This is a genomic window from Streptacidiphilus jeojiensis (assembly GCF_042510965.1).
Taxonomy (GTDB): domain Bacteria; phylum Actinomycetota; class Actinomycetes; order Streptomycetales; family Streptomycetaceae; genus Streptacidiphilus; species Streptacidiphilus jeojiensis.
Map to the genome: position 1 here is coordinate 304,323 of NZ_JBEUKS010000011.1, position 23,417 is coordinate 327,739.

Here is a 23,417-nt window from a genome sequence, read left to right on the forward strand (position 1 = left end):
ACATGACTGCTGCACGCACCCCGCTGATGGCGGGCAACTGGAAGATGAACCTCAACCACCTCGAGGCCATCGCCCACACCCAGAAGCTCTTCTTCGCGCTCAACGACAAGGACTACGCGGCCGTCGAGGTCGCCGTCCTGCCGCCGTTCACGGATCTGCGCTCGGTGCAGACCCTGGTCGACGGCGACAAGATGAAGATCAAGTACGGCGCACAGGACATCTCCGCCCATGACTCCGGCGCCTACACCGGTGAGATCTCCGGGCCGATGCTGTCCAAGCTGAAGTGCACCTACGTGGCCATCGGCCACTCGGAGCGGCGCCAGTACCACGGCGAGACCGAGCCGGTCGTCAACGCCAAGGTCAAGGCCGCGTTCCGGAACGGCATCGTGCCGATCCTCTGCGTCGGCGAGGGTCTGGACATCCGCAAGGCCGGTGACCAGGTCTCCTACACCCTGGCGCAGCTGGACGGCGCGCTGGAGGGCGTGCCGGCCGAGGACGCCGAGGCCATCGTGGTGGCCTACGAGCCGGTGTGGGCCATCGGCACCGGCGAGGTGGCCACCCCCGAGGACGCCCAGGAGGTCTGCGGCGCGATCCGGGTCAGGCTGGCCGAGCTCTACAGCCAGGAGCTGGCCGACAAGGTCCGGGTGCTCTACGGCGGCTCGGTGAAGTCCTCGAACGCGGCCGGGATCATGGCCAAGCCGGACGTCGACGGCGCCCTGATCGGCGGCGCGGCGCTGGACCCGGAGGAGTTCGTGAAGATCGTTCGCTACCGGGACCAGGCGGTAGGCTGACGGCGGTCTAGAGTATGCAGGGTCGGGACGGACGGGATGGCCCGTCGACCCGGCCCTGCGTCTCAGCTCCACACATCGATTACGAGAGATTGGTCCCGCCGTGATCCTCGGCTTCTCGATCGCGCTGATCTTCTTCAGCGTGATGATGGTCGTCCTCGTCCTGCTGCACAAGGGCAAGGGCGGCGGTCTTTCCGACATGTTCGGTGGCGGTATGTCCTCCACCGGCGGTGGCTCCGCCGTCGCTGAGCGCAACCTCGACCGCATCACCATCTTCATGGGTGTCGGCTGGTTCGCCTGCATCATCATCCTGTCGCTGCTGCTGAAGGCCAAGAACGGCTGACCGGCCCGCCGCGGGTAGAACCTGTGCAGAGCACCCCTGCCGCGAAAGCTGACGGAGTGTCGCCCGGCCGCCTATCATGAGTGACAGTTGTCACCGGTGGCGGTGTCGGGCGGCACTTATGCGGTCCGTACACTGGGACGACTCCGTCGGAGAAGGGGGGCGACGGGACACTGTGGAGGCCGGGCCTCGGGGGCGCGGATTCCTCTCACGTGACTATCGCAACGCACCAGCACGCAGGGAGTCAGACCGTGGCAAGTGGCAACGCCATCCGTGGCAGCAGGGTCGGGGCAGGCCCCATGGGGGAGGCCGAGCGCGGCGAGTCCGCTCCTCGGCTCCGTATCTCCTTCTGGTGTGCCAACGGGCATGAGACCCGCCCGTCGTTCGCCTCCGACGCACAGATCCCGGACACCTGGGACTGCCCGCGCTGTGGATTCCCGGCCGGACAGGACGAGGAGAACCCGCCTGCCCCGCCGCGTACCGAGCCGTACAAGACCCACCTCGCGTACGTCCGCGAGCGCCGCAGCGACGCCGACGGCGAGGCGATCCTCGCTGAGGCGCTGGCCAAGCTGCGCGGGGAGATCTGAGCAGCGCGCAGGCAGTGGACAGCACGTTCACAGGGGCATCGCCTCCGGACACCTACCTCACCAGGCGGTCCGGGCGGTGCCCCTGCTGCGTTCAGCCACGGACCTCAGTTGCGGACCTCAGCTGCGGGCCGGCGTTCCAGGACCGTGCGGCGGCAGGCGGACGGGCTGCCCCAGGCGTTGCGCAGCACCCGGGCGCGGCGGATCCACAGCGAGAGGTCGAACTCGTCGGTGTAGCCGATCGCGCCGTGCAGCTGCAGCGCGGCCCGCGCGGCGGAGTAGCCGGCCTCGCCGCAGGCGGCCTTGGCCGCCGCGATGTCGACGGCCGCGCCCGCCGCGGAGTCCTGGACGGCCACCGCGGCGCCGTACAACAGCGGTTCGGCGAAGTCGAGTTGGAGCAGCACATCGGCCAGCCGGTGCTTGACCGCCTGGAACGAGCCGATCGGCACACCGAACTGGGTGCGGGTCCTGGTGTACCCGACGGTGGCGGCGAGCAGATGCCGGCCGGTGCCCAGGGCCAACGCCGCGGTGCAGAGGGCTGCCAGCCCGGTGGCCCGCTCGCTGCCGGGACCGGGGGCGACCGCGATGGCGTCCTCGGGGACGCCCACCCGGCGCGCCGGGTCCAGCGACTGCCGCAGCGGTGCCTTCCGTTCGTCGCCGAGGCAGAGCACCGCGTCGGCCAGGTCGGGGTCCGCGGCGTAGCCGCCGTCCGCGGCCAGCGAGAGGATCAGCTGTCCCGAGGCCACGCCGGGGAGCAGTGCCTGCTGCTCCGTACCGGCCAGCAGGGTGCTCGCCGCGAAGGTCTCGGCCGCCGGTCCTGGCAGGCCGTGGCGCCCCAGCTCGACGCAGCAGAGCGCCAGTTCGACCGGCAGCAGTCCGGTGCCGCCGAACTCCTCGGGCACCGCCAGGGCGAACGCCCCGGCGTCGCCGAGCCGCCGCCACAGCGCCCGCAGCGGCGCGTCGTCCCCGGCCGCGCGGGCCCGGGCCACCGCCGGGACGTCGGCGGCGGACAGCAGCGCGGCCAGGCTGGCCGCGAAGTCGCGCTGCTCGGTGTCGAGGAGGAACCTCATCCGCGCCGCCCCTTCGGCAGGCCGAGCAGCCGCTCGGCGACGATGTCCCGCTGGATCTCGTTGGTGCCGCCGTAGACCGGTCCGGCCAGGGCGAAGACATAGCCCTCGGACCACTCCTCGACGTCGGCCAACTCGCCCTCGGGGCCCAGCAGGTCCAGCGCCGTCTCATGGAGCGTCAGATCCAGTTCGGACCAGTGCAGCTTGTTGAGGCTGGACGCCGCCCCGGTCGGCCCGCCCTCGCCGGAGGCTGCCGCGAAGGCGGACAGCTGGTACGCCCGTGCGCCGATCACCGCGTCGGCGACCCGCTCGGCCATCGCGGTGTCGCCGGGGTCCCCGAGCCGGCGCCACAGCTCCACCAGCCGGTCGGCGGCGGCAAGGAAGCGCCCGGGGCTGCGCAGGGTCAGCCCGCGCTCGTTGCCGGCCGTGCTCATCGCGGCCCGCCAGCCCTGCCCCGCCTCGCCGATCACGTCCCGGTCCGGGACCAGCACGCCGTCCAGGAAGATCTCGGCGAAGGCCGGCTTCCCGTCCAGCCGGCCGATCGGACGGACCGTCACCCCCGGTGCGTCCAGCGGGAACATCAGATAGGTGAGGCCGCGGTGCCGGGCCCCGGACTGCTCCACCGGGGCGGAGCGGAACAGGCCGAAGGCGCGGTCGGCGAAGGCGGCCCTGGAGGACCAGGTCTTGGCGCCGTCCAGCAGCCAGCCGCCCTCGGTGCTGGTCGCGGTGGAGCGCAGGGCGGCCAGGTCGCTGCCGGCCCCGGGCTCGGACCAGGCCTGGGCCCAGACGGTGGTGCCGCTCGCCATGTCCGGGAGGATGCGGGCCCGTTGCTCCTCGGTGCCGTGTTCGAACAGGGTCGGGGCGAGCAGGTTGATGCCGTTCTGGCTGACCCGGCCCGGCGCCCCGGCGGCGTAGTACTCCTCCTCGAAGAGCAGCCAGCGCAGCAGCGTGGCGTCCCGGCCGCCGTACTGCCGCGGCCAGGAGACCACCGACCAGCGGTCCGCGTGGAGTTGCTGCTCCCAGGCGCGATGGGCGGCGAAGCCGACCGCGGTCTCCAGCGAGGGCAGCCGTCGCGCCGGGACGTTCCGGCGCAGCCAGTCGCGCGCCTCGACGCGGAACTCCTGGTCCTCAGTGCTGATCTGAAGATCCATCAACTGTTGTCCTGCCCCTGGGCCGCGGCCTTCATGGAGCGGGCGTCCATGCCGCCCAGCGAGTCCTTCGCGGTCTCCGCGTTGTGGGCGTGGGCGAGGTGGTGCAGGCCGAACACCGAGTCCAGGCCGCTGTGCAGGCCCTGCAGGTCCTCGGCCAGGTTGACGGCCCGCTTGGTGAGGGCGAGGCCCATGGTGGGCATCTCGGCGATCCGGGCCGCCAGCGCCATCGTCTCCCGGTGCAGGTCGGCGCGCGGGACCAGCCGGTTGACCATGGCGAGCTGGTAGGCCCGCTGCGCGGTCATCCGTTCGCCGGTGTAGAGGAACTCCTTGGCGATCCGCGGCGGCAGCACCCAGGGGTGGGCGAAGTACTCGACACCGGGGATGCCCATCCGCACCACCGGGTCGGCGAAGAAGGCGTCGTCGGCGGCCACGATCAGGTCGCAGACCCAGGCCAGCATCAACCCGCCCGCCACGCAGGCGCCGTGGACCGAGGCGATGACCGGCTTGGGCAGCTCCCGCCAGCGCCGGCACATCCCCAGGTAGACCTCGGACTCGCGGGCGTAGCGGCTCTCGGCGCCCTGCCGCTCCGAGTGGTCCCACCACAGCGAGGCCCTGCGCTCGAAGGGGAGGTGGGCGTCGCGCCCGGGGGTGCCGATGTCGTGGCCCGCCGAGAAGTGCGGTCCGGCGCCACGCAGCACCACCACCTTGACCTCGGGGTCGTCGGCGGCCCGGTAGAAGGCCCGGTCCAGGGCGTAGGTCATCGCCGAGTTCTGGGCGTTGCGGTACTCGGGGCGGTTCAGGGTGACCAGGGCGGTGGCGTCCTGGCGCTCGTAGAGGACGACGTCCGTCTCGTCGGGCATCTCGGCCTCTCCTTCCCTAACAAGTGTTTGGTAGGTTAACGTGCGGGGAGTCGGCCGTCGAGAGGTGGACCCGGTCATGAGCACCGCACCTGACTATCCGTCAGCACACGGGCTGCTGGACGGCCGCAGCGCCGTGGTCACGGCGGCGGCCGGGGCCGGGATCGGCGGTGCGACCGCCCGGCGGTTCCTGGAGGAGGGGGCCGCGGTGGTGCTCGGCGACGCCCACGCCCGCCGGCTCAAGGAGACCGTCGAGGCGCTGGCCGGGGAGTTCGGCGCGGACCGGGTGGCCGGCACCGCCTGCGACGTCACCGAGGAGCAGCAGGTCGCCGCGCTGCTGGAGCTCGCCGAGACCCGGCACGGACGGCTGGACATCCTGGTCAACAACGCCGGGCTGGGCGGGACGGCGACGCTGGAGGAGATGACCGACGAGCAGTGGGACCGGGTCCTCGACGTCACCCTCACCGGCACCATGCGCTGCACCCGGGCGGCGCTGCGGCGGTTCCGGGCGTCCGGCGGCGGCGGGGTGATCGTCAACAACGCATCGGTGGTGGGCTGGCGGGCCCAGGCCGGGCAGTCCCACTACGCGGCGGCCAAGGCCGGGGTGATGGCGCTGACCCGCTGCGCCGCCCTGGAGGCCGCCGACCTGGGGGTCCGGGTGAACGCGGTCTCGCCGAGCCTGGCCATGCACCCGCACCTGGTCAAGGTCACCACGCCGGAGCTGCTGGAGCAGCTGACGGCCCGGGAGGCGTTCGGGCGCTGGGCCGAGCCCTGGGAGGTGGCGAATGTCATCGTGTTCCTGGCGAGCGGATACTCGTCCTATCTGACCGGTGAGGTCCTCTCGGTCAGCAGCCAGCATCCGTGACCACAGCACCACTGACCACAGCACCACTGACCCCCAGCGCAGCGACGAGGAGCCGAGCAGCGATGACGTCCCAGCCGAGAACGGCGGCGGCCACCCGACGGGACGAGCTGCTGGCCACAGCCGCCCAGGTGTTCGCCCGGCAGGGCTACGACGCCACCACCGTGCGGGAGATCGCCGACGCCGCGGGCATTCTGGCCGGCAGCCTCTACTACCACTTCGACTCCAAGGAGTCGATGCTGGACGAGATCCTCTCCGGCTTCCTGAACGAGCTCTGGACCGGCTACGACGCCGTGCTCGCCGCCGGCCTCGGCCCCCGGGAGACCCTGGAGGCACTGGTCGTCGAGTCGTTCCGGGAGATCGACCGGCACCGCGACGCCGTCGCCATCTACCAGCGCGAGCGCCATCTCGCCGGGCAGCCCAGGTTCGGCTACCTCACCGACTCGATGAACCGCTTCGAGGCCGCCTGGCAGGGGACGCTGGAACGCGGCGTCGCCGAGGGCGCCTTCCGCGCCGACCTGGACCTGCGGCTGGCGTACCGCTTCGTCCGCGACACGGTCTGGGTCGCCGCCTCCTGGTACCGGCCCGGCGGCCGGCACGACGCGGGCGAGATCGCCCGCCAGTACCTCAGCATGCTGCTCGACGGCATCTCCACCACCCATCAGTGACCCCACCGATCAGCCACCCCACTCCCGCAGGAGGAACGACCACCATGCCCGAGGCCTACATCGTCGAAGCCGTCCGCACTCCCGTCGGCCGTCGCCGCGGCGGCCTGGCCACCGCCCACCCCGCCGACCTGGGCGCCCATGTGCTGAAGGCGCTGGTCGAGCGGTCCGGGGTGGACCCGGCACTGGTCGAGGACGTGGTCTTCGGCTGCCTGGACACCGTCGGCCCGCAGGCCGGGGACATCGCCCGCACCAGCTGGCTGGCGGCCGGGCTGCCCGAGGAGGTGCCCGGCGTCACCATCGACCGCCAGTGCGGCTCCTCGCAGCAGGCGGTCCACTTCGCGGCGCAGGCGGTGATGTCCGGCACCAGCGACCTGGTGGTGGCCGGCGGAACCCAGAGCATGTCGCAGATCCCGATCGCCTACTCCTCGCGCGAGGCGGCGCTGCCGCTGGGCCTCACCGAGGGCCCGTACGCCGGTTCCATCGGCTGGCGCGAGCGCTACGGCGACCAGCCGGTGAACCAGTTCCACGGCGCCGAGCTGATCGCCGAGAAGTGGGGCGTCTCCCGGGAGGACATGGAGCGCTTCGCCCTCCAGTCACACCAGCGGGCGGCCCGCGCCATCGACGAGGGCCGCTTCGACCGTGAGATCGCCCCGTACGGGGAGGTGCGGCAGGACGAGGGCCCGCGCCGGGACACCACCCTGGAGAAGATGGCCCAGCTGAAGCCGCTGACCGAGGGCGGCCGGCTGACCGCCGCGGTCTCCTCCCAGGTCTCCGACGGTGCGTCGGCGATGCTGATCGCCTCCGAGCGCGCCGTCGCCGAGTACGGGCTGACCCCGCGCGCCCGGGTGCACCACCTCTCGGTGCGCGGCGAGGACCCGATCCGGATGCTCTCCGCCCCCATCCCGGCCACCGCTTACGCGCTGAAGAAGACCGGGATGAGCATCGACGACATGGACCTGGTGGAGATCAACGAGGCCTTCGCACCGGTCGTCCTCGCCTGGCTCAAGGAGACCGGCGCCGACCCGGCCCGGGTGAACGTCAACGGCGGCGCCATCGCCCTCGGCCACCCGCTGGGCGCGACCGGCGTGCGGCTGATGACGACCCTGCTGCACGAGCTGGAGCGCACCGGCGGCCGCTACGGCCTGCAGACCATGTGCGAGGGCGGCGGCCAGGCCAATGTGACCATCATCGAGCGCCTGTAGCGACGGAGGCCGCCGGCGTCGCCCCGTCCGGCTCCGGGTCGCCGTGCGGTAGCCGCCGCACGGCGGCGGAGGCCAGCGGGGCCACCGCCGCGACCGCGTAGACCACGCCGGCGGTGGTGGCCACCCGGAAGCCGCCGAAGGCGTGCGCCAGCGGTCCCACGCTCAACTGGCCGATCGGGATGGCCAGGTAGGACAGCAGGTCGTCGAAGGAGGAGACCCGGGACAGCACCCCGGCCGGGACGTGCTCCTGCAGCGAGGTGTCCCAGCCGATGCCCACCACCGAGGAGCCCAGACCCGCGACGAAGGCGGCCGCGATCAGCCAGGGGGCGTGCAGTCCGGCGCCCAGCGCCAGCAGCGGCAGCGCCCCGAGAGCCGTCACCGACTGTCCCAGCCGCAACAGGTGACGGACCGTCACCCGGTACATCAGCGCACTGGTCAGCAGCAGCCCGACGCCCCGGGCGCTGAGCACGAAGCCCCAGGCGGCCTCACCGCTGACCTGCTTGGTGAGCGAGGGGCCGAGGATCTGCCAGGTGCCGACCTGCACCAGGTTGATCACGCAGAAGGACAGCGCCACCGTCCAGACCCAGCGGATGCGGCGGAACTCGGTCCAGCCCTCGCGCAGGGAGGTCAGCATGCCGGTGCCCCGCGCGGCCGGCATCCGGTCGGTGAGGCTGAGCCGGGCCAGGCACAGCGCCGCCAGCAGGAAGGTGAGCGCGTCGAAGGCGATGGCGGGCCCGCCGCCGAAGGCCACCACCAGGACGCCGGACAGGCTGGGGCCGAGGATCTTGGTGGCATTGCGCATCGAGCCCAGCAGCGCATTGGCCTGCCGCAGCCGCTCCCGGTCCACGAGCTGCGGCAGCACGCCGCGCAGCGCCGGGGTGGTGAAGGCGTCCAGGACGCCGTTGAGCAGGCTCAGCGCGGCGATCGGCCCCAGCGAGTAGCTCCCCGTCAGCAGCAGCGCGGCCACCCCGCCCTGGGTGACCCCCGAACCGAGGTTGGCCAGCAGCAGCACCGTCCGGCGCGGGAACCGGTCCGCGACGGCGCCGCCCAGCAGCAGGAAGCCCAGCAGCGGCACCATCCGCGCGGTGACCACGATGCCGAGGTCGCCGGTGCTCCCGGAGGCGTTGAGCACCGCGAACGCGAGCGCCACCGGGGCCATCGACGAGCCCAGCAGGGACACCAGCTGGCCGGTGAAGAACCAGCGGAAGTTCGGCAGCCCGAGCAGGGCGAAGCGCTGGAGCGAGAGGGAGGGCATGGGCGGCAGTCTGCGGGCCCCGGTGGGACGCGCACTATTCTTTCGGCAGGAGGCGAAAGATGACCCTGCTGCGGCTCACCCCGCTGGCCCTGTCGCGGTCCCGGTTCGCGCTGTCCCCGCTGGCCGAGACGCTGGGGTCGATCAAGGTGCTGCAGGCGGACCACTGCGACCCCTGGATGGAGTCCTGGTACGCCCGGCACCACGGCGCGTTCCGGGCGGTCCTCGACGCCGACCCCTTCGCCGCGGGACTGGTCCGGCTGATCAGCTCGACCAAGTGGCTGCCGCTGTTCGTCACCGCACCGCCGCCGGGCGGGATGCGCACCACCCTCACCGAGGAGCTGGCGGCCCTCCGGCCGTTCTCCGACCAGGAGGTGCGCGCCGAACTGGAGCTGTCGGTGCAGCACAGCTGGGAGCAGCACGACCTGTCCTGGCTCACCGGCCGGGACTGGTTCGCGCGCACCGTCGAGCTGTTCCGCTCGGTCTGGACCGGCTCCGTGGAACCGGACTGGCCGCGACGCCGAGCACTGCTGGAACGGGACGTCACCTACCGGGCCGGACTGCTGGCCGCCTACGGCTGGCCCCGTGCGCTGGAGCGGATGAGCCGCCGCAGCGCCTGGGTCGGCGCGGACGCGATCCGCTTCAGCGACCAGGACTTCCCGGACCGGCGGATCGGCGACGACGGCATGCTGTTCGTCCCGGTGAGCGCCCTGTCCCGGGGCACCTGGCTCTGCGAGGGCCCGGGGGACCGCTACGCCCTGGTCTACCCGGCCCGCGGGGCGGCCTCGGGCCCCGCGGAGGGACGCCCCCGGCGGGCCCTGGACCGGCTAATCGGCACCGGCCGCGCGGCGATCCTGCGGGAGCTGGACCGTCCGGCCACCAGCAGCGAGCTCGCCGCGCACCTCGGGCAGTCCCTCGGCACGATCGGCGGGCACCTGGCGGTGCTGCGCGAGGCGGAACTCGTCGCGGGGACCAGGGTGGGACGGCGGGTGGTGTACCGGCGTACGGAGGTTGGGGATTCGCTGGTGGGGGGTTGATCGCGCAGTTCCCCGCGCCCCTACGCCCCCAGGGGCGCGGGGAACTGCGCGACAAACCATGCACAACCCGCACCCGAAGGCCTACACCACCGCCCCCGCCACCCCCGCCAACGCCACCCCCGCCTCAGCCATGATCCGGTCGATCAGCTCCCGCACCGAGGGCAGGTCCTCGATCAGTCCGGCGACCTGGCCGGAGGCCATCACCCCGAGGTCGGTGCGGCCGTCCACCATCGCGGCCTTCAGCAGCATCGGGGTGTTGGCGGCCAGCAGCACCTGGCTCCAGGTCAGGTCCTGGCCGTGCTTCATGGCCAGGCCGTCGCGGATCATCGTGGGCCAGGAGAGCCCGGAGACGGAGCGGAAGGCGGCCGCGTGACGCAGCGCCCGGACCAGCGAGCGGGTGCGTCCCGCCTGTTCGAGGGTGGCGACCAGCTCACTGCGGAGCATCCGGTGCGGCAGGCCGTCGACCTTGGTGGTGACGGTGATGTCGTTCACCCCGGCGGCGAGGTAGCGGGCCTTGACCGCGTCCGGAACGGTGCTGTCGGAGCTGAGCAGGAAGCGGGTGCCCATGGCGATGCCGGCCGCCCCGAAGGCCAGCGCGGCGACCAGGCCCCGGCCGTCGCGGAAGCCGCCGGCGGCGATGACCGGGATGTCCACGGCGTCCACAACCTGGGGGAGCAGTACGGTGGTCGCCACCGCGCCGGTGTGTCCGCCGCCCTCGCCGCCCTGGACCAGGACGGCGTCCGCGCCCCAGGTGGCGACCTTCTCCGCGTGCCGCCGCGCGCCGATGCTGGGGATGACGACCACGCCGGCGTCCTTGAGCCTGGCGATCAGCTCGCGCGAGGGGGCCAGCGCGAAGGAGGCGACCCGGACGCCCTCCTTGGCGATGATCTCGGCGCGTTCGGCCGCATCCCCGGCGTCCGCGCGCAGGTTCACCCCGAAGGGCGCGTCCGTGCGCTCCTTCACCTCGCGTATAGCAGCCAGTAGTTGAGTGGGCGTCATGGTCGCCGAGGCGAGGATGCCGAGGCCGCCGGCCCGGGCCGTCGCGGTGACCAGACGGGGGCCGGCGACCCAGCCCATGCCGGTCTGGACGATGGGGTGGCGGACGCCGACCAGGCGGGTGAGCGCGGTGTCCAGCCGCACCGGGGCGGCGGTCGTCATCCGCGCACCTCGCGATCGCGGGCGCCACGCGGGTCCAGGACCTCCCGGATCAGGCGCAGTTCCTCGGCGGACGGGTCCCGGGTGGAGGCGATGTCGCCGGGCAGCACCAGAGGGAAGCCGGTGGCGGCGACCACCTGGTCGACCGTCACGCCGGGATGCACCGAGAGCAGCCGGACGGCGTGTCCTTCACCGCCGAAGTCCAGCACCGCGAGGTCGGTGACGATCCGTCGGAGATCGTGGAACCGCCCGGCCGGGCCGTGCAGCCGTCCGTACCCGACGCCGCTGACGACGTCGACCTGCCCGGGGACGAAGACCCGGGTGCTGTGGCGCGGGATCCAGTAGCTGGTGGGGTTGTTGACGGTGTTGCCGGGCGCTCCGCGCATCCCGAGCAGCTGGCGGGAAGGTCGGGACCACTCGCCGATGGCGGAGATGTTCTGGTTGCCGTGCCGGTCCAGCTGGCTGGCGCCCATCATCACATGGCGGTGGCCCATGGCCACCAGCTCCAGGTGCTTCCGGTACGGCAGCGCGCCCTCGACCGCCGCGGGGGCCGCGCCCAGGGCGGGGACGTCGGCGGCGAGCCGTGCCTCGCCGTCGGTGATCAGCAGGTCGGGTTCGAAGGTGAGCTTGGCCAGCCGCGCCCCCAGGGTCGGGACGGTCCCCATCGCGGCGGCCAGCACCTCGCCGTCCCCGCGCCAGGCCTCCGCGCAGGCGATCACGCAGTACTCCGCCCTGGAGACGGCCAGGTCCGCACCGGTGGTGGTCGTGGTCATCGGGTCGCCTCCGCCCGGAGGTCCGCCACCGCGGCCCGGTAGTCCTGCTCGTCGCCCGAGAGGAAGCGCTGCTCGAAGGCGGGCCAGGCCGAGGGGTCCGCCGCGGCCTGGGCGTAGGCGCGCTGGAACGGCTCGTCGCGGTCGTAGTCGGGGACGCAGGAGGTGAAGTGGGCGCCGCCGGGGGCCTCCACCACGCCGGTGACGGACCAGCGGGGGACCAGCACCGAGCCGGGGGAGCCCTCCTTCTGCAGGTCGGCGGTGTCGACCAGGCGCTCACAGCTGAGGTACGCGGCGTCGGCGGCGGCGCAGAACAGGTCGTCCATGTAGGGGTCGGGGCCCAGGTACTGCCCGTTGCCCTGTCGGTCCGCGCGGTTGAGGTGGACCAGGGCGGCGTCCAGCCGCAGGGCCGGCACCGCGACCAGTTCCTCGCCGTCGGGGTAGGGGGAGACCACGGTCCGCAGCTCCGGATTGACCCGCAGCACGTCCGAGCCGAGGCCGGCCCGGGTCGGCAGGAAGGGCAGGCGGTGGGCGGCGGCGGTCAGTCCCAGCAGCAGCATGCCCTCGTCGTACTCGGTCAGCCGCTCCAGCGTGCCGCTCTCCCGGGCCGCCCGGAAGTGCGGTTCCAGCGGGATCGAGTCCAGCGTGACGAAGGCGGTGACCAGGTGCCGGATCCGCCCGGCCGCGGCCAGCAGCCCGATGTCCGGGCCCCCGTAGGAGACCACGGTCAGATCCCGCAGGCCGGACCGCAGGATGGCCCTGACCAGCGCCATCGGCTTGCGCCTCGACCCCCAGCCGCCGATCCCCAGGGTCATCCCGTCGGACAGCCGGCCGACCACCTCGTCGGCGCTCATTGCCTTGTCCATGGCTCTACTTGCCCCCTGTCGCGATGAAGGCCTCACGGTGGGCGTCGGAGGCCCCGGCGAGGTTGGCCTCGAAGGTGAAGCCCTGCTCGAAGCGGTAGCTGCGCCGGACGTCGACCGGGTCGATGCCGTTGATGGCCTCCTTGGCCAGCCGCAGCAGATAGCCGTCCTTGGCCGCGATCTGCCGGGCCAGCGCCATCGCGGCCTCGGTGAGCCGCTCGCGCGGGACGACCTCCCAGACCGTCCCGAAGCGTTGCAGCTCGGCCGCGGAGACGGTCCGTCCGGTGTAGTAGAGCGGACGCATCAGATGCGGGGGCACCAGCCGGGCCAGGTGGGTCGCCGCACCCAGCGCGCCCCGGTCCAGCTCGGGCAGGCCGAAGACGGCGTCGTCGGCGGCGACGATCGCGTCGGCGTTGCCGACCAGGCCGATGCCGCCGCCCAGGCAGAAGCCCTGTACCGCGGCGATGACCGGCACCTGGCACTCGTAGACGGCGGCGAAGGCCTCGGCGCAGCCCCGGTTGGCGCCGATCAGCGACTGCGGCCCGGGGTCGCGCTGGATCTCCTTGATGTCGACGCCCGCGTTGAAGCCGCGGCCGGGGGCCGCCAGCACCACCACCCGGACCCGGGGGTCCTGCCCGACCTCCCGCAGCGCTTGGGCGAGCTCGTACCAGCCCGCCACCGGCAGGGCGTTGACGGGTGGATAGGCGACGGTGACGACGGCAATGCCGGCGTCCGTTCCTTCGTCGGCGGCGATCGAGGTGGAGACACCCATGGGATTCTCGGCTACCTTTCCACCAAACGTTAGTTAGGTACGTCAGGGTCGACGGTAGCAGTGCAACCAGCCGCAGGGGAGCCTCGGATGACACACCGTCAAGAACTGTCCGGCCGCGTCGCGGTGGTCACCGGGGGGACCCGGGGGGTGGGTTCCGGGATCGTCCGGGCGCTGCTCGCGGCCGGCGCGGTGGTGGTCGCGGCGGCGCGCAGACCTCCCGCCGAACCCGTCCAATCCGCGGGCGGGAAGGCGGAGTTCCGCGCCGTGGACGTACGCGACCCGGAGGCCGGAGCCGCCCTGCTGGCTCAGGTCGCCGCCGACCACGGCCGGTTGGACCTGCTGGTCAACAACGCGGGCGGGACGCCGTACCTGCCGCTGGCCGAGGGCGATGCCGAACGGCACCGCCGGATCCTGGAGTTGAACCTGGTCGCGCCGCTGCTGCTGTCCCGGGCCGCACACGCGGTGATGCGGGAGCAGCCCGACGGCGGGTCGATCGTCATGATCGGCAGCGTCAGCGGTTCGCGGCCCTCGCCCGGCAGCGCCGCCTACGGCGCGGCCAAGGCGGGCCTGGACCACCTGGCCCGCAGCCTCGCGGTGGAGTGGGCGCCGAGGGTGCGGGTGAACACCCTGGTCCTCGGCATGGTGCGGACCGAGGCGTCCGCGCTGCACTACGGGGACGAGGAGGGGGTCGCGGCCGTCGGCCGCACCGTCCCGCTCGGCCGCCTCGCCGAGCCGGAGGAGGTCGGCGCGGCCGTGGTCTTCCTGGCATCGCCCCGGGCCGGCTACATCAGCGGCGCCTCACTGCTGCTGCACGGGGGCGGGGAGCGCCCCGCCTTCCTCGACGCCGCCACCGCCAACCGCTGAGCCCCACTGGGCCGCTGAAGGAGCAACGACCATGTCAGGACTGGCCGAAGGCCGCACCGTCATCGTCACCGGCGCCGGGCGCGGGCTCGGCCGCGCCCATGCCCTCGCCTTCGCCGCCGAGGGCGCGGCCGTCGTCGTCAACGACCTCGGGGTCGGCCGGGACGGGCGGCCCGCCGCCGACAGTCCGGCCGCCGCCGTGGTCGCCGAGATCCTGGCACTCGGCGGACGGGCCGTCGCCCACCTCGGCGACATCACCACCGAGGAGGGCGCGGCCGACCTGGTCGCGCTCGCCCTGGACAGTTACGGCCGGCTGGACACCCTGGTCAACAACGCCGGATTCCTGCGCGACCGGATGCTGGTGAACCTGGACGCGGACGACTGGGACGCGGTGATGCGGGTCCATCTGCGCGGGCACTTCCTTCCGCTGCGTCAGGCCGCCGCGCACTGGCGGGCCGAGGCCAAGGCGGGGCGGCCGGTGGCCGGACGGATCGTCAACACCAGTTCCGGGGCCGGCCTGCTGGGCAGCGTCGGGCAGGGCAACTACTCGGCGGCCAAGGCCGGGATCCTCGGCCTGACCTTCGTCGCGGCGGCGGAGTTCGCGTCCTACGGCGTGCAGGTCAACGCGATCGCACCGTCGGCCCGGACCAGGATGACCGAGGGGGCGATCGCGGCCGCGCTGCCCGAGCCCGAGGACGTCTCCCCGCTGGTGGTGTGGCTCGGCAGCGACGCCAGCGCGGGGGTCACCGGGCGGGTGTTCGAGGCGGAGGGGGGCAGGATCACCGTGATGGAGGGCTGGCGTCCGGGCCCCGCCGCGCACAGCGCCACCCGCTGGAGCCCGGCCGAGGCCGGGGAGGCGGCCCGGAAGCTGCTCGCGCAGGCCGAACCGCCGCTGCCGGTCTACGGGGCGCGCTGACCGCGCGGCCTCAGGCCTTCCAGTCCGCCCTGCGGCCGAGGAAGTTGAGCAGCGAGTCGGCCTCGTCGGCGTCGATGGCGGGCTCGATGGCCGGGCCGAAGGCGAACCCGCGCAGGGGCTCCACCAGGGCGTCGGCGGCCGGCCGCAGGGCCAGGGCGAGTCCCGGGCTGAGCGGTGACAGCTGGCCGGTGGCGACGGCGATGTCCCAGGCGTGCACCGCCGCGTCCAGCGCGGCCGCGGCCACGGCGACCCCGGCGGGCAGCTTGAACGGCGGCAGCGGTACGGCCACCTCGGTGTCGGGGGAGTCCACCGTGCCGAAGGCTGCGACGGTGGCGGCCAGCGCGGGTTCCAGCACCTCGGCCGGGGTGGCCCCGAGCTCCCCGGAGGGGGCGAAGGGATCCTCGGTCGGCTTCGGCCCACCGGTCAGCGCCGAGGCGTAGGCCCGCTGGTCACCGGCCGCGTGCTGCAGCACCTGGGTGACGTTCCACGCCTCGGCCGGGGTGGGCCGCCCCCAGCCGTCGGCCGGGATGCCCATGACAGCGGTACGCAGTGCCTGGTGCGCCTCGGTGAGGAGGTCCCACGTCGTAGTCATGCCCGGATCGTATCCCAGACACTCCAGATATGGGTGATCTTGCTTGCCGGGCTGGACAGTTGATTGCCCATCAGTTGACCGTACCAACGGTCAGCAGATGCCCGCTCACCCCCAGCAGCGAGGGCACCGACTCTCGCTCTAGGCATCGTCGGGCAGCAGGCGGAAGCAGGTGTGGGCGGTCAGGGGGCGCATGGCTCGGAAGTCGCGGCGGTCCAACGTCAGTACCGCGTCGGTTCGGTACTCGGCGGCGAGAGCGACGTTGACCGCGTCAGCGAGGTCCAGGTCGAGCGAAGCGTAGCGGCGCATGACGGTGCGGGCGGTGGCCAGCAGATCGACGGTGACGTCGGGCACGAGGAAGCGGCCGCGTCGTCCCTGCTCGATGATGCCGTCGAGCAGGGCATCGCGCAGGACCGGGCCACCGATTCGGCGCATCAGATGGTCGGCTTCGGCGATGATCAGCGGGGAGATGACGACCAGGCCGGCGTTCTCCAGCGCCTTGAGGCTGGCTGCCTGCTCGGGGTGGTCGCTGTCTGCGGCTGCCAGGAGGGCGGAGGTGTCCGCAACGACGAGGATCATGGCGTTCGGCGCTTGCCCGCCTCGTAGGCCGCCGCCTTCTCGTCCCACATCTGGTCGAGAGCCTGATCGACGTCCTCGCCGGGTTGCGGGCTGCCGCTCGCGAAGGACGGCCAGCCGAGCGGTTCGGCCCAGGCTCGTTTGGCCAGGGCGGCCAGGTGGATTGCCTCGCGGATTATCTCCGCCTCGGCGATCCCCTCGCGTGCAGCCGCCTCCTTGATGATGGCGAGGTCCTCCGCGTCGGCGTAGACCGTGGTGCGCTTCAGGGACATATGTGTATGGTACCGCACGCATATGTGCCGCTGCTCCGGTCAGGGACGGTGCCGGGGCCGCCACATGGTGTCCATGCGGGGGGCGTGCTTCGGCAGTTTGAGGGCGCCGGTGACCTCGAAGCCGAAGTGTTCGTAGAGCGGGACGTTCGTCGGGTTGCTGGACTCCAGGTAGGCGGCCAGGCCCTCGGCGTCCACCCGGTCCAGCCGGGAGCGCAGCAGTGCGGCGCCGACGCCCTGGCCGTGCAGGTCGGGGTCGACGCCGAGGATGAAGAGGTACCAGTGCGGTTCGCTGCTCGGGTGGGCCTTGAAGCAGGCGCTCTGCAGGGTGTTGCCGTACCCGATCCGGCGCCCGTAGGCGCGCAGGTAGCCGGGGCCGGCGGCGGCCTGTTCGCGCAGGGTCGGCCTGGCCCTGCCCGGCGGCAGCCAGAGCGCGGCGCCGACGATCCGGCCCTCCTCGTCGCAGGCCACTTCCACGCCGCCGTGCCGCAGCACCTCGTGCCGCAGCATCGTGGTGAAGATCCCCCGCAGCCGCTTCGGCCTGGTCCGCTCGACCGGCAGCGACCAGAGCCACTGCGGGTCGTCGTGGAAGGCCAGCGCGAGCGTGCCTGCGGTCTCGTCGACGTCCGCGTCGGTGGCCGGCCGGACGGTGATACCTGTAGCCCCCATGGGCCGATCGTAGGCGCGGTGCGCGGGAACTGTCGACGGGTCAGATCAACGCCGACGGCCCCGGGCCCGCTGCGGGAGGCAGCGGGCCCGGGGCCGTCGCGGTCGTCGCGTCGGTCAGGACGACGACGGGGGGTACATCTCCGGCGGGATCTTGGACGCCGCCGCGCGGTCCAGCAGCCAGAGCGTGCGCTGCTGCCCGTACGCGCCGGAGGCCGGCGCCTGGATCTCACCCGGGCCGCTCAGGGCCAGGGCGACCGCCTCGGCCTTGTCCTCGCCCGCGGCGAGCAGCCAGACCTCGCGCGCCGCCCGGATCGCCGGGAGGGTCAGCGAGACCCGGACCGGCGGCGGCTTCGGCGCGCCCCTGACCCCCACGACGGTGCGGGAGGTCTCCCGCACGCCGGGGAGCTCGGGGAACAGCGAGGCCACGTGGGTGTCGGGGCCGACCCCCAGCAGCAGCACGTCGAAGCTGGGCACGCCGGCGTGGTCGCCGGGCCCCGCGGCCTTGGCGAGCTCGGCGGCGTAGCGTTCCGCCGCCGCCTCCGCGTTGTCGCCGTCCACCCCGTCCGAGGCGGGCATGGCGTGCACCCGCGCCGGGTCGAGCGGTACGGCGTCCAGCAGCTCGTCGCGGGCCTGGGTGACATTGCGCTCCGGGTCGCCCTCCGGCAGGAAGCGTTCGTCGCCCCACCACAGGTCGAGCCTGGACCAGTCCACCGCGTCCCGGGCCGGCGAGGACGCCAGCGCGGCGAGCAGCGCGTTGCCGTTGCGCCCGCCCGTCAGCACCACCGAGGCGGTGCCGCGGGCGGACTGGGCGTCGACGATCCGGGTGATCAGCCGGGCCGCCGCGGCAAGGGCCATCAGCTCCTTGTCGCGGTGGACCACGAGTTGCGGCGCGGTCACCGCTGGGTCCGGTTGGCCGAGGCGGCGGACTTCTTCGCCGGGGCCTTGGCCGCGGACTTGGTGGCGGCCTTACCGGCCGCCTCCTCCTCCGCCGCCTCCGACCGGGCCTGCCCGGCCGCGGTCCTGGCGTCGACGACCTCGTGCCCGGCCGGCGGACCGTCCTGGTGCAGCTTCTCCACGCCGTAGCGCACAGCGGCCGCGTAGATGTCGTCCGGGTCGAGCCGACGCAGCTCCTCGGCGATCAGTTCGGCCGTCTCGCGGCGCTTGAGCGCCACCATCCGGTCCGGCTGGTCGGGCATGGAGAGCTTGGCCAGCAGGCCGTCCGAACGCTCCAGGGTGACGTCGCCGCCCGCGGTGTGCAGGCGTACGGCGGTCAGGCCCGGGCCCTCGGAGACGACCCGGTCCACCTTGATGTTCAGCCGGTCGGCGAGCCACAGCGCCAGCAGTTCCGCACTGGGGTTGTAGGACTCGCCCTCGACCACCGCCGAGGCGACCTTGACCCGTCGCTGGTCCAGGGCCGCCGCCAGCATGGAGCGCCAGGGGGTGATCCGGGTCCAGGCGAGGTCGGTGTCGCCGGGGGTGTAGGAGGCGGCGCGGACGCCGAGCTGCTCGACCGGGGACTCGGCCGACACCGCGTCGGTGATCCGCCGCTGGGCGAGTGCGCCGAGGGGGTCCTTGGCGGCGTTCTCGGGGGCGTTCTCGGGCCACCAGACGACCACGGGGGCGTCGGGCAGCAGCAGTGGCAGGACCACCGACTGGGCCTGGGAGGCGAGTTCGCCGTGCAGGCGGAGCAGGACGGTCTCGCCGGTGCCGGCGTCCGAGCCGACCCGGATCTCGGCGTCCAGCCGGGCCTCCGCCCGGGCCCGGGGCGAACGCCCGGGCCGGCGGATGACCGCGAGGATCCGCGAGGGGTGCTCGCGGGAGGCCTCGCCGGCCGCCTTGAGGGCGTCGTAGGCGCTGCCCTCGTCGGTGACGATGACCAGGGTCAGCACCATGCCGATGGCACCGGTGCCGATGGCTCTGCGGGCTTCGACGAGTCCGGAGTTGATTTTGCTGGAGGTGGTGTCCGTGAGGTCGATTTTCATGGCCGGCGCCAGCTCCTACCGTCTCGTGCGAGCATCTCGTCCGCCTCGGCCGGGCCCCAGGTACCCGACTCGTACCCGGCGGGGCGGCCGTGCTTGTCCCAGTAGGCCTCGATCGGGTCCAGGATCCGCCAGGACTCCTCGACCTCCTGGTGGCGCGGGAACAGGTTGGCGTCGCCCAGCAGCACGTCCAGGATCAGCCGTTCGTAGGCCTCGGGGCTGGACTCGGTGAACGACTCGCCGTAGGCGAAGTCCATGCTCACGTCGCGGACCTCCATCGAGGTCCCGGGGACCTTGGAGCCGAACCGCATGGTCACCCCCTCGTCCGGCTGGACCCGGATGACCAGGGCGTTCTGTCCCAGCTCCTCGGTCGCCGAGGAGTCGAAGGGCAGGTAGGGGGCGCGTTGGAAGACCACCGCGATCTCGGTCACCCGCCGCCCCAGCCGCTTGCCGGTGCGCAGGTAGAACGGGACCCCGGCCCAGCGCCGGTTGTTGATCTCCAGTTTCACCGCGGCGTAGGTGTCGGTGGTGGACTTGGGGTCGATGCCCTCCTCCTCCAGGTACCCCAGCACCTCCTCGCCGCCCTGCCAGCCGTGGGTGTACTGGCCGCGCACGGTGTGCCGGCCCAGGTCCTTGGGGATCCGCACCGCTGAGAGGACCTTGAGCTTCTCGGCGACCAGGGCCTTGGGGTGGAAGGAGGCCGGTTCCTCGATCGCGGTCAGCGCCAGGAGTTGCAGCAGGTGGTTCTGGATGACGTCGCGGGCCGAGCCGATGCCGTCGTAGTAGCCGGCGCGGCCGCCGATGCCGATGTCCTCGGCCATGGTGATCTGTACGTGGTCCACATAGGAGCGGTTCCAGATCGGTTCGAACATCGAGTTGGCGAACCGCAGGGCCAGGATGTTCTGGACGGTCTCCTTGCCCAGGTAGTGGTCGATGCGGAAGACCTCGTCGCGCGGGAAGACCGAGTGCACGACCTGGTTGAGTTCCTGGGCGCTCTTCAGGTCGTGTCCGAAGGGCTTCTCGATCACCGCCCGGCGCCAGGAGCCCTTGGGCGGGTCGGCCAGGCCGTGCGCCTTGAGCTGCTGGACCACCTGCGGGAAGAACTTCGGCGGCACCGACAGGTAGAACGCGAAGTTCCCGCCCGTGCCCTGGGCCTTGTCGAGCTCCTCGATGGTGGCGCGCAGCTTCTCGAAGGCGTCGTTGTCCACGAACTCGCCCTGGACGAAGCGCATGCCCTTGGCCAGCTGCTGCCAGACCTCCTCGCGGAAGGGGGTGCGCGCGTGCTCCTTGACGGAGTCGTGCACCACCTGGGCGAAGTCCTCGTCCTCCCAGTCACGGCGGGCGAAGCCGATCAGGGAGAAGCCCGGCGGCAGCAGTCCGCGGTTGGCCAGGTCGTAGACGGCCGGCATCAGCTTCTTGCGGGACAGGTCACCGGTGACCCCGAAGATCACCAGACCCGACGGACCCGCGATCCGCGGCAACCGACGATCCGCCGGATCACGCAACGGATTGATCCAGGCGTCGATGACGCCGGTCTCCTCCTCTAGTACTGCTGAGGCTTCTTCACTCACTTCTCGGTGCCCCCCTTCGGGGCGAACTTCGCGAGCGAGGCGGTGACGGTGTCCAGCAGTTCCTTCCAGGACGCCTCGAACTTCTCCACGCCCTCGTCCTCGAGGACCTGGACCACGTCGTCGTAGGAGATGCCGAAGGTGGCCAGCTCGTCGATGACGGCCTGCGCGGCGGCGTAGTTGCCGGTGATGATGCTGTCGCCGCGGATCACGCCGTGGTCGGCGACCGCGTTCAGCGTCGCCTCGGGCATGGTGTTGACGGTGCCCGGTGCGACCAGCTCGACCACGTACAGGGTGTCGTCCAGGGACGGGTCCTTGACGCCGGTGGAGGCCCACAGCGGACGCTGCGGCTTGGCACCGGCCTCGGCCAGAGCCTTCCAGCGGTCCGAGCTGAAGACCTCTTCGTAGGCCTGGTAGGCCAGTTGGGCGTTGGCCACGGCGGCCTTGCTCTTGGCGGCCTTGGCCTCGGGGGTGGCCAGCTTGTCGAGGCGCTTGTCGATCTCGGTGTCCACGCGGGAGACGAAGAAGGAGGCGACGGACTCGATCTGGGACAGGTCGTGGCCGTTGGCCTTGGCGGTCTCCAGGCCGGTCAGGAAGGCGTCCATGACGCCGCGGTAGCGCTCCAGCGAGAAGATCAGCGTGACGTTGACGCTGATTCCCTCGCCGATGACCTCGGCGATGGCGGGCAGGCCGGCCTTGGTGGCCGGGATCTTGATCAGGGTGTTGGGGCGGTCCACCAGCCAGGCCAGCTGCTTGGCCTCGGCGATGGTCGCCGGGGTGTTGTGCGCCAGGCGGGGGTCGACCTCAATGGAGACCCGGCCGTCGCGGCCGTTGCTGGCGTCGTAGACCGGGCGCAGCACGTCAGCGGCCTCGCGGACGTCGGCGGCGGTCATCATGCGGACGGCCTCGTCGACGGTGACGCCGCGGACCGCGAGGTCGCGCAGCTGGGCGTCGTAGGCGTCGGAGCTGCCGCCGATGGCCTTCTGGAAGATGGTCGGGTTGGTGGTGACCCCGACCACGTGCTTGTCGCGGACCAGCTCGGCCAGGTTGCCGGAGGTCAGGCGGGTGCGGCTGAGGTCGTCCAGCCAGATCGCCACGCCTTCGTCGCTGAGGCGCTTCAGAGCGTCAGTCATGATCCTCGTCACTTCTTTCTCTGGTTCGTACTGGCTGTTCGATGGCTGGACTGCTCAGCGGCCTGCGGCCAGGTCGGCCAGCGACTCGTGGGCGGCGGTGACCACGGCGTCGTCGGTGAGACCGAACTCCTTGTAGAGCACCTTGTAGTCGGCGGAGGCGCCGAAGTGCTCCAGGCTGACGACCCGTCCGGCGTCGCCGACGTAGCGGTACCAGGTCAGCGCGATGCCGGCCTCGACGGCGACGCGGGCGCGGACGGCCGGGGGCAGCACGGTGTCGCGGTAGGCCAGGTCCTGCTCCTGGAACCACTCCACGCAGGGCATGGAGACCACGCGGGTGGGGATGCCCTCGGCCTGCAGCCGCTCGCGGGCGGCGACGGCGATCTGGACCTCGGAGCCGGTGCCGATCAGGATCACCTGCGCGGCGCCGCCCTCGGCCTCGAACAGCACATAGCCGCCCTTGGCCGCGTCCGGGTTGGCCGGGTAGGTCGGCACGCCCTGGCGGGTCAGCGCCAGGCCGTGCGGAGCCGGGTTCGCGTCGTGACGGCGGAACACCTCGGCCCAGGTGATCGCGGTCTCGTTGGCGTCCGCCGGGCGGACCATGTTCAGGCCCGGGATGGCGCGCAGCGCCGCCATGTGTTCGACCGGCTGGTGGGTGGGGCCGTCCTCGCCCAGGCCGATGGAGTCGTGCGTCCACACGTAGGTGACCGGCAGCTTCATCAGCGCGGCCAGGCGGACCGCGCCGCGCATGTAGTCCGAGAAGGTCAGGAACGTGCCGCCGTAGATGCGGGTGTTGCCGTGCAGGGCGATGCCGTTCATGGCCGAGCCCATGGCGTGCTCGCGGATCCCGAAGTGGATCGTGCGCCCGTACGGACTGGCCGACGCCAGCGGGTTGCCCTCGGGCAGGAACGAGGAGTTGGCGTCGATGGTGGTCAGGTTGGAGCCGGCCAGGTCCGCCGACCCGCCCCACAGCTCCGGCACGACCTTGCCGACGGCCTTGAGGAACTCGCCCGACGCCTTACGGGTGGCCACCTCCTTGCCGGGCTCGAAGGTCGGGATGGCCTGCTCCCAGCCGTCGGGCAGGCGGCCCGCGGTGATCCGGTCGAATTCGGCGGCGCGCTGAGGGTTGGCGGTGCGCCAGTCCTCGAACCGCTTGGACCAGGCGGCGTGGGCCTCGCGGCCGCGGTCGCCGACCTCGCGGGCGTGGGCCAGCACCGTGTCGGCGACCTCGAAGGACTGCTCCGGGTCGAAGCCCAACACCCGCTTGGTCGCAGCGACCTCGGCGGCGCCCAGGGCGGAGCCGTGCGACTCCTCGGTGCCCTTGGCGTTGGGGGCCGGCCAGGCGATGACGGTGCGCATGGCGATGATGGAGGGGCGCTCGGTCTCGGCCTGGGCGATGACCATGGCGTCGTGCAGGGCCTTGGGGTCGATGTCGCCGCTTTCGGCCGGGGCCACCCGCTGGATGTGCCAGCCGTACGCCTCGTAGCGCCCC

Annotated in this window: 26 protein-coding genes; 9 read left to right on the plus strand and 17 right to left on the minus strand. The window is 72.5% G+C overall.

Features of this window, described 5'->3' with window-relative positions; translation table 11 throughout:
• The first annotated feature begins 2 nt into the window (after window positions 1-2).
• The 3 genes from tpiA (at window position 3) to ABUW04_RS28830 (ending at window position 1,715) form a co-directional block, all read left to right on the plus strand.
• On the plus strand, window positions 3-791 hold the full coding sequence (tpiA, locus tag ABUW04_RS28820; protein ID WP_030258739.1) for a triose-phosphate isomerase: 789 nt from the start codon (window positions 3-5) through the stop codon (window positions 789-791).
• A gap of 100 nt (window positions 792-891) precedes the next feature.
• Window positions 892-1,131 (plus strand): preprotein translocase subunit SecG, encoded by a 240-nt coding sequence (gene secG / locus ABUW04_RS28825; RefSeq protein WP_030258736.1) that lies wholly within the window; start codon window positions 892-894, stop codon window positions 1,129-1,131.
• A 248-nt stretch (window positions 1,132-1,379) separates the two neighbouring features.
• Window positions 1,380-1,715 (plus strand): RNA polymerase-binding protein RbpA, encoded by a 336-nt coding sequence (locus tag ABUW04_RS28830; RefSeq protein ID WP_084714863.1) that lies wholly within the window; start codon window positions 1,380-1,382, stop codon window positions 1,713-1,715.
• Between the two features lie 104 nt (window positions 1,716-1,819).
• Here the strand turns inward: ABUW04_RS28830 and ABUW04_RS28835 are convergent, their stop codons facing one another.
• The 3 genes from ABUW04_RS28835 to ABUW04_RS28845 are packed head-to-tail and all read right to left on the minus strand — an operon-like array spanning window position 1,820 to window position 4,790.
• Window positions 1,820-2,782, minus strand: a complete 963-nt coding sequence (locus tag ABUW04_RS28835) for an acyl-CoA dehydrogenase family protein (protein ID WP_380567296.1) — start codon at window positions 2,780-2,782, stop codon at window positions 1,820-1,822.
• A complete protein-coding gene (locus ABUW04_RS28840; protein WP_380567298.1) occupies window positions 2,779-3,930 on the minus strand; it encodes an acyl-CoA dehydrogenase family protein in 1,152 nt (383 codons plus the stop codon). Before ABUW04_RS28840 ends, ABUW04_RS28835 begins: the two co-directional genes overlap by 4 nt.
• The gene (locus ABUW04_RS28845; RefSeq protein ID WP_380567300.1) at window positions 3,930-4,790 is read right to left on the minus strand and encodes an enoyl-CoA hydratase; all 861 of its coding nucleotides are present in this window, start codon (window positions 4,788-4,790) and stop codon (window positions 3,930-3,932) included. Before ABUW04_RS28845 ends, ABUW04_RS28840 begins: the two co-directional genes overlap by 1 nt.
• Before the next feature lie 76 nt (window positions 4,791-4,866).
• Between ABUW04_RS28845 and ABUW04_RS28850 the strand changes: the two genes are divergently transcribed.
• The 3 genes from ABUW04_RS28850 to ABUW04_RS28860 all read left to right on the plus strand — a co-directional run bounded on the left by ABUW04_RS28850 (window position 4,867) and on the right by ABUW04_RS28860 (window position 7,519).
• Entirely contained in the window at window positions 4,867-5,652 is a 786-nt protein-coding gene (locus tag ABUW04_RS28850; RefSeq protein WP_380567302.1) for an SDR family oxidoreductase, read from the plus strand.
• A gap of 62 nt (window positions 5,653-5,714) precedes the next feature.
• Entirely contained in the window at window positions 5,715-6,317 is a 603-nt protein-coding gene (locus tag ABUW04_RS28855) for a TetR/AcrR family transcriptional regulator (RefSeq protein WP_030258723.1), read from the plus strand.
• 44 nt (window positions 6,318-6,361) lie between these two features.
• A complete protein-coding gene (locus ABUW04_RS28860; protein WP_030258720.1) occupies window positions 6,362-7,519 on the plus strand; it encodes an acetyl-CoA C-acetyltransferase in 1,158 nt (385 codons plus the stop codon).
• Here ABUW04_RS28860 and ABUW04_RS28865 read toward each other — a convergent pair.
• Window positions 7,503-8,774 (minus strand): MFS transporter, encoded by a 1,272-nt coding sequence (locus ABUW04_RS28865; RefSeq protein WP_380567304.1) that lies wholly within the window; start codon window positions 8,772-8,774, stop codon window positions 7,503-7,505. The genes ABUW04_RS28860 and ABUW04_RS28865 overlap by 17 nt on opposite strands.
• A 59-nt stretch (window positions 8,775-8,833) precedes the next feature.
• On the opposite strand from ABUW04_RS28865, the gene ABUW04_RS28870 reads away from it, so the two are divergent.
• On the plus strand, window positions 8,834-9,808 hold the full coding sequence (locus tag ABUW04_RS28870) for a helix-turn-helix domain-containing protein (protein WP_380567306.1): 975 nt from the start codon (window positions 8,834-8,836) through the stop codon (window positions 9,806-9,808).
• Between the two features lie 81 nt (window positions 9,809-9,889).
• Here the strand turns inward: ABUW04_RS28870 and ABUW04_RS28875 are convergent, their stop codons facing one another.
• Genes ABUW04_RS28875 through ABUW04_RS28890 form a run of 4 tightly spaced genes read right to left on the minus strand, consistent with a single transcriptional unit; the run spans window position 9,890 to window position 13,368 of the window.
• A complete protein-coding gene (locus tag ABUW04_RS28875) occupies window positions 9,890-10,942 on the minus strand; it encodes an NAD(P)H-dependent flavin oxidoreductase (protein WP_380567339.1) in 1,053 nt (350 codons plus the stop codon).
• Between the two features lie 20 nt (window positions 10,943-10,962).
• Entirely contained in the window at window positions 10,963-11,736 is a 774-nt protein-coding gene (locus ABUW04_RS28880) for a CoA-transferase subunit beta (protein WP_380567307.1), read from the minus strand.
• Window positions 11,733-12,599 carry a CoA transferase subunit A gene (locus ABUW04_RS28885; protein ID WP_380567309.1) on the minus strand — a complete coding sequence of 289 codons (867 nt, stop codon included), beginning with the start codon at window positions 12,597-12,599 and terminating at the stop codon, window positions 11,733-11,735. Before ABUW04_RS28885 ends, ABUW04_RS28880 begins: the two co-directional genes overlap by 4 nt.
• 4 nt (window positions 12,600-12,603) lie before the next feature.
• Window positions 12,604-13,368: an enoyl-CoA hydratase family protein gene (locus ABUW04_RS28890; protein ID WP_380567311.1), complete on the minus strand. Its 765-nt coding sequence runs from the start codon at window positions 13,366-13,368 to the stop codon at window positions 12,604-12,606.
• A gap of 87 nt (window positions 13,369-13,455) precedes the next feature.
• Here ABUW04_RS28890 and ABUW04_RS28895 point away from each other — a divergent pair, with 87 nt between their 5' ends.
• Complete coding sequence (locus tag ABUW04_RS28895; protein ID WP_380567313.1) at window positions 13,456-14,232, plus strand: SDR family oxidoreductase; 777 nt, start codon at window positions 13,456-13,458, stop codon at window positions 14,230-14,232.
• Window positions 14,233-14,263: 31 nt separating this feature from the next.
• Window positions 14,264-15,145 carry an SDR family oxidoreductase gene (locus tag ABUW04_RS28900; protein WP_380567315.1) on the plus strand — a complete coding sequence of 294 codons (882 nt, stop codon included), beginning with the start codon at window positions 14,264-14,266 and terminating at the stop codon, window positions 15,143-15,145.
• 10 nt (window positions 15,146-15,155) lie between these two features.
• Here the strand turns inward: ABUW04_RS28900 and ABUW04_RS28905 are convergent, their stop codons facing one another.
• From ABUW04_RS28905 to ABUW04_RS28945, 9 genes are all read right to left on the minus strand, one after another.
• Window positions 15,156-15,737 carry a TIGR03086 family metal-binding protein gene (locus ABUW04_RS28905; RefSeq protein WP_380567317.1) on the minus strand — a complete coding sequence of 194 codons (582 nt, stop codon included), beginning with the start codon at window positions 15,735-15,737 and terminating at the stop codon, window positions 15,156-15,158.
• A gap of 138 nt (window positions 15,738-15,875) precedes the next feature.
• Complete coding sequence (locus tag ABUW04_RS28910; RefSeq protein WP_380567319.1) at window positions 15,876-16,313, minus strand: type II toxin-antitoxin system VapC family toxin; 438 nt, start codon at window positions 16,311-16,313, stop codon at window positions 15,876-15,878.
• Entirely contained in the window at window positions 16,310-16,582 is a 273-nt protein-coding gene (locus ABUW04_RS28915) for a ribbon-helix-helix domain-containing protein (protein ID WP_380567322.1), read from the minus strand. The genes ABUW04_RS28910 and ABUW04_RS28915 overlap by 4 nt, the downstream gene beginning before the upstream one ends.
• Before the next feature lie 39 nt (window positions 16,583-16,621).
• A complete protein-coding gene (locus tag ABUW04_RS28920) occupies window positions 16,622-17,248 on the minus strand; it encodes a GNAT family N-acetyltransferase (RefSeq protein ID WP_380567324.1) in 627 nt (208 codons plus the stop codon).
• Window positions 17,249-17,362: 114 nt separating this feature from the next.
• On the minus strand, window positions 17,363-18,145 hold the full coding sequence (pgl, locus tag ABUW04_RS28925; RefSeq protein ID WP_030258683.1) for a 6-phosphogluconolactonase: 783 nt from the start codon (window positions 18,143-18,145) through the stop codon (window positions 17,363-17,365).
• A complete protein-coding gene (gene opcA / locus ABUW04_RS28930; RefSeq protein WP_380567326.1) occupies window positions 18,142-19,230 on the minus strand; it encodes a glucose-6-phosphate dehydrogenase assembly protein OpcA in 1,089 nt (362 codons plus the stop codon). Before opcA ends, pgl begins: the two co-directional genes overlap by 4 nt.
• Window positions 19,227-20,753: a glucose-6-phosphate dehydrogenase gene (zwf, locus tag ABUW04_RS28935; RefSeq protein ID WP_380567340.1), complete on the minus strand. Its 1,527-nt coding sequence runs from the start codon at window positions 20,751-20,753 to the stop codon at window positions 19,227-19,229. The genes opcA and zwf overlap by 4 nt, the downstream gene beginning before the upstream one ends.
• Window positions 20,754-20,794: 41 nt before the next feature.
• Window positions 20,795-21,928: a transaldolase gene (gene tal / locus ABUW04_RS28940; RefSeq protein WP_380567329.1), complete on the minus strand. Its 1,134-nt coding sequence runs from the start codon at window positions 21,926-21,928 to the stop codon at window positions 20,795-20,797.
• A gap of 54 nt (window positions 21,929-21,982) precedes the next feature.
• Window positions 21,983-23,417, minus strand: a 1,435-nt coding sequence (locus tag ABUW04_RS28945; protein ID WP_380567330.1) for a transketolase family protein, incomplete at its 5' end; no start/stop codon positions are given.

Excerpts from the sequence above, each read along its gene's own strand:
- tpiA (WP_030258739.1), top strand. The coding sequence starts at position 3 with ATGACTGCTGCACGCACCCCGCTGATGGCGGGCAACTGGAAGATGAAC.
- ABUW04_RS28835 (WP_380567296.1), bottom strand. The coding sequence starts at position 2,782 with ATGAGGTTCCTCCTCGACACCGAGCAGCGCGACTTCGCGGCCAGCCTG.
- ABUW04_RS28840 (WP_380567298.1), bottom strand. The coding sequence starts at position 3,930 with ATGGATCTTCAGATCAGCACTGAGGACCAGGAGTTCCGCGTCGAGGCG.
- ABUW04_RS28845 (WP_380567300.1), bottom strand. The coding sequence starts at position 4,790 with ATGCCCGACGAGACGGACGTCGTCCTCTACGAGCGCCAGGACGCCACC.
- ABUW04_RS28850 (WP_380567302.1), top strand. The coding sequence starts at position 4,867 with ATGAGCACCGCACCTGACTATCCGTCAGCACACGGGCTGCTGGACGGC.
- ABUW04_RS28855 (WP_030258723.1), top strand. The coding sequence starts at position 5,715 with ATGACGTCCCAGCCGAGAACGGCGGCGGCCACCCGACGGGACGAGCTG.
- ABUW04_RS28860 (WP_030258720.1), top strand. The coding sequence starts at position 6,362 with ATGCCCGAGGCCTACATCGTCGAAGCCGTCCGCACTCCCGTCGGCCGT.
- ABUW04_RS28865 (WP_380567304.1), bottom strand. The coding sequence starts at position 8,774 with ATGCCCTCCCTCTCGCTCCAGCGCTTCGCCCTGCTCGGGCTGCCGAAC.
- ABUW04_RS28870 (WP_380567306.1), top strand. The coding sequence starts at position 8,834 with ATGACCCTGCTGCGGCTCACCCCGCTGGCCCTGTCGCGGTCCCGGTTC.
- ABUW04_RS28880 (WP_380567307.1), bottom strand. The coding sequence starts at position 11,736 with ATGACCACGACCACCACCGGTGCGGACCTGGCCGTCTCCAGGGCGGAG.
- ABUW04_RS28885 (WP_380567309.1), bottom strand. The coding sequence starts at position 12,599 with ATGGACAAGGCAATGAGCGCCGACGAGGTGGTCGGCCGGCTGTCCGAC.
- ABUW04_RS28890 (WP_380567311.1), bottom strand. The coding sequence starts at position 13,368 with ATGGGTGTCTCCACCTCGATCGCCGCCGACGAAGGAACGGACGCCGGC.
- ABUW04_RS28895 (WP_380567313.1), top strand. The coding sequence starts at position 13,456 with ATGACACACCGTCAAGAACTGTCCGGCCGCGTCGCGGTGGTCACCGGG.
- ABUW04_RS28900 (WP_380567315.1), top strand. The coding sequence starts at position 14,264 with ATGTCAGGACTGGCCGAAGGCCGCACCGTCATCGTCACCGGCGCCGGG.
- ABUW04_RS28905 (WP_380567317.1), bottom strand. The coding sequence starts at position 15,737 with ATGACTACGACGTGGGACCTCCTCACCGAGGCGCACCAGGCACTGCGT.
- ABUW04_RS28910 (WP_380567319.1), bottom strand. The coding sequence starts at position 16,313 with ATGATCCTCGTCGTTGCGGACACCTCCGCCCTCCTGGCAGCCGCAGAC.
- ABUW04_RS28915 (WP_380567322.1), bottom strand. The coding sequence starts at position 16,582 with ATGTCCCTGAAGCGCACCACGGTCTACGCCGACGCGGAGGACCTCGCC.
- ABUW04_RS28920 (WP_380567324.1), bottom strand. The coding sequence starts at position 17,248 with ATGGGGGCTACAGGTATCACCGTCCGGCCGGCCACCGACGCGGACGTC.
- opcA (WP_380567326.1), bottom strand. The coding sequence starts at position 19,230 with ATGAAAATCGACCTCACGGACACCACCTCCAGCAAAATCAACTCCGGA.
- tal (WP_380567329.1), bottom strand. The coding sequence starts at position 21,928 with ATGACTGACGCTCTGAAGCGCCTCAGCGACGAAGGCGTGGCGATCTGG.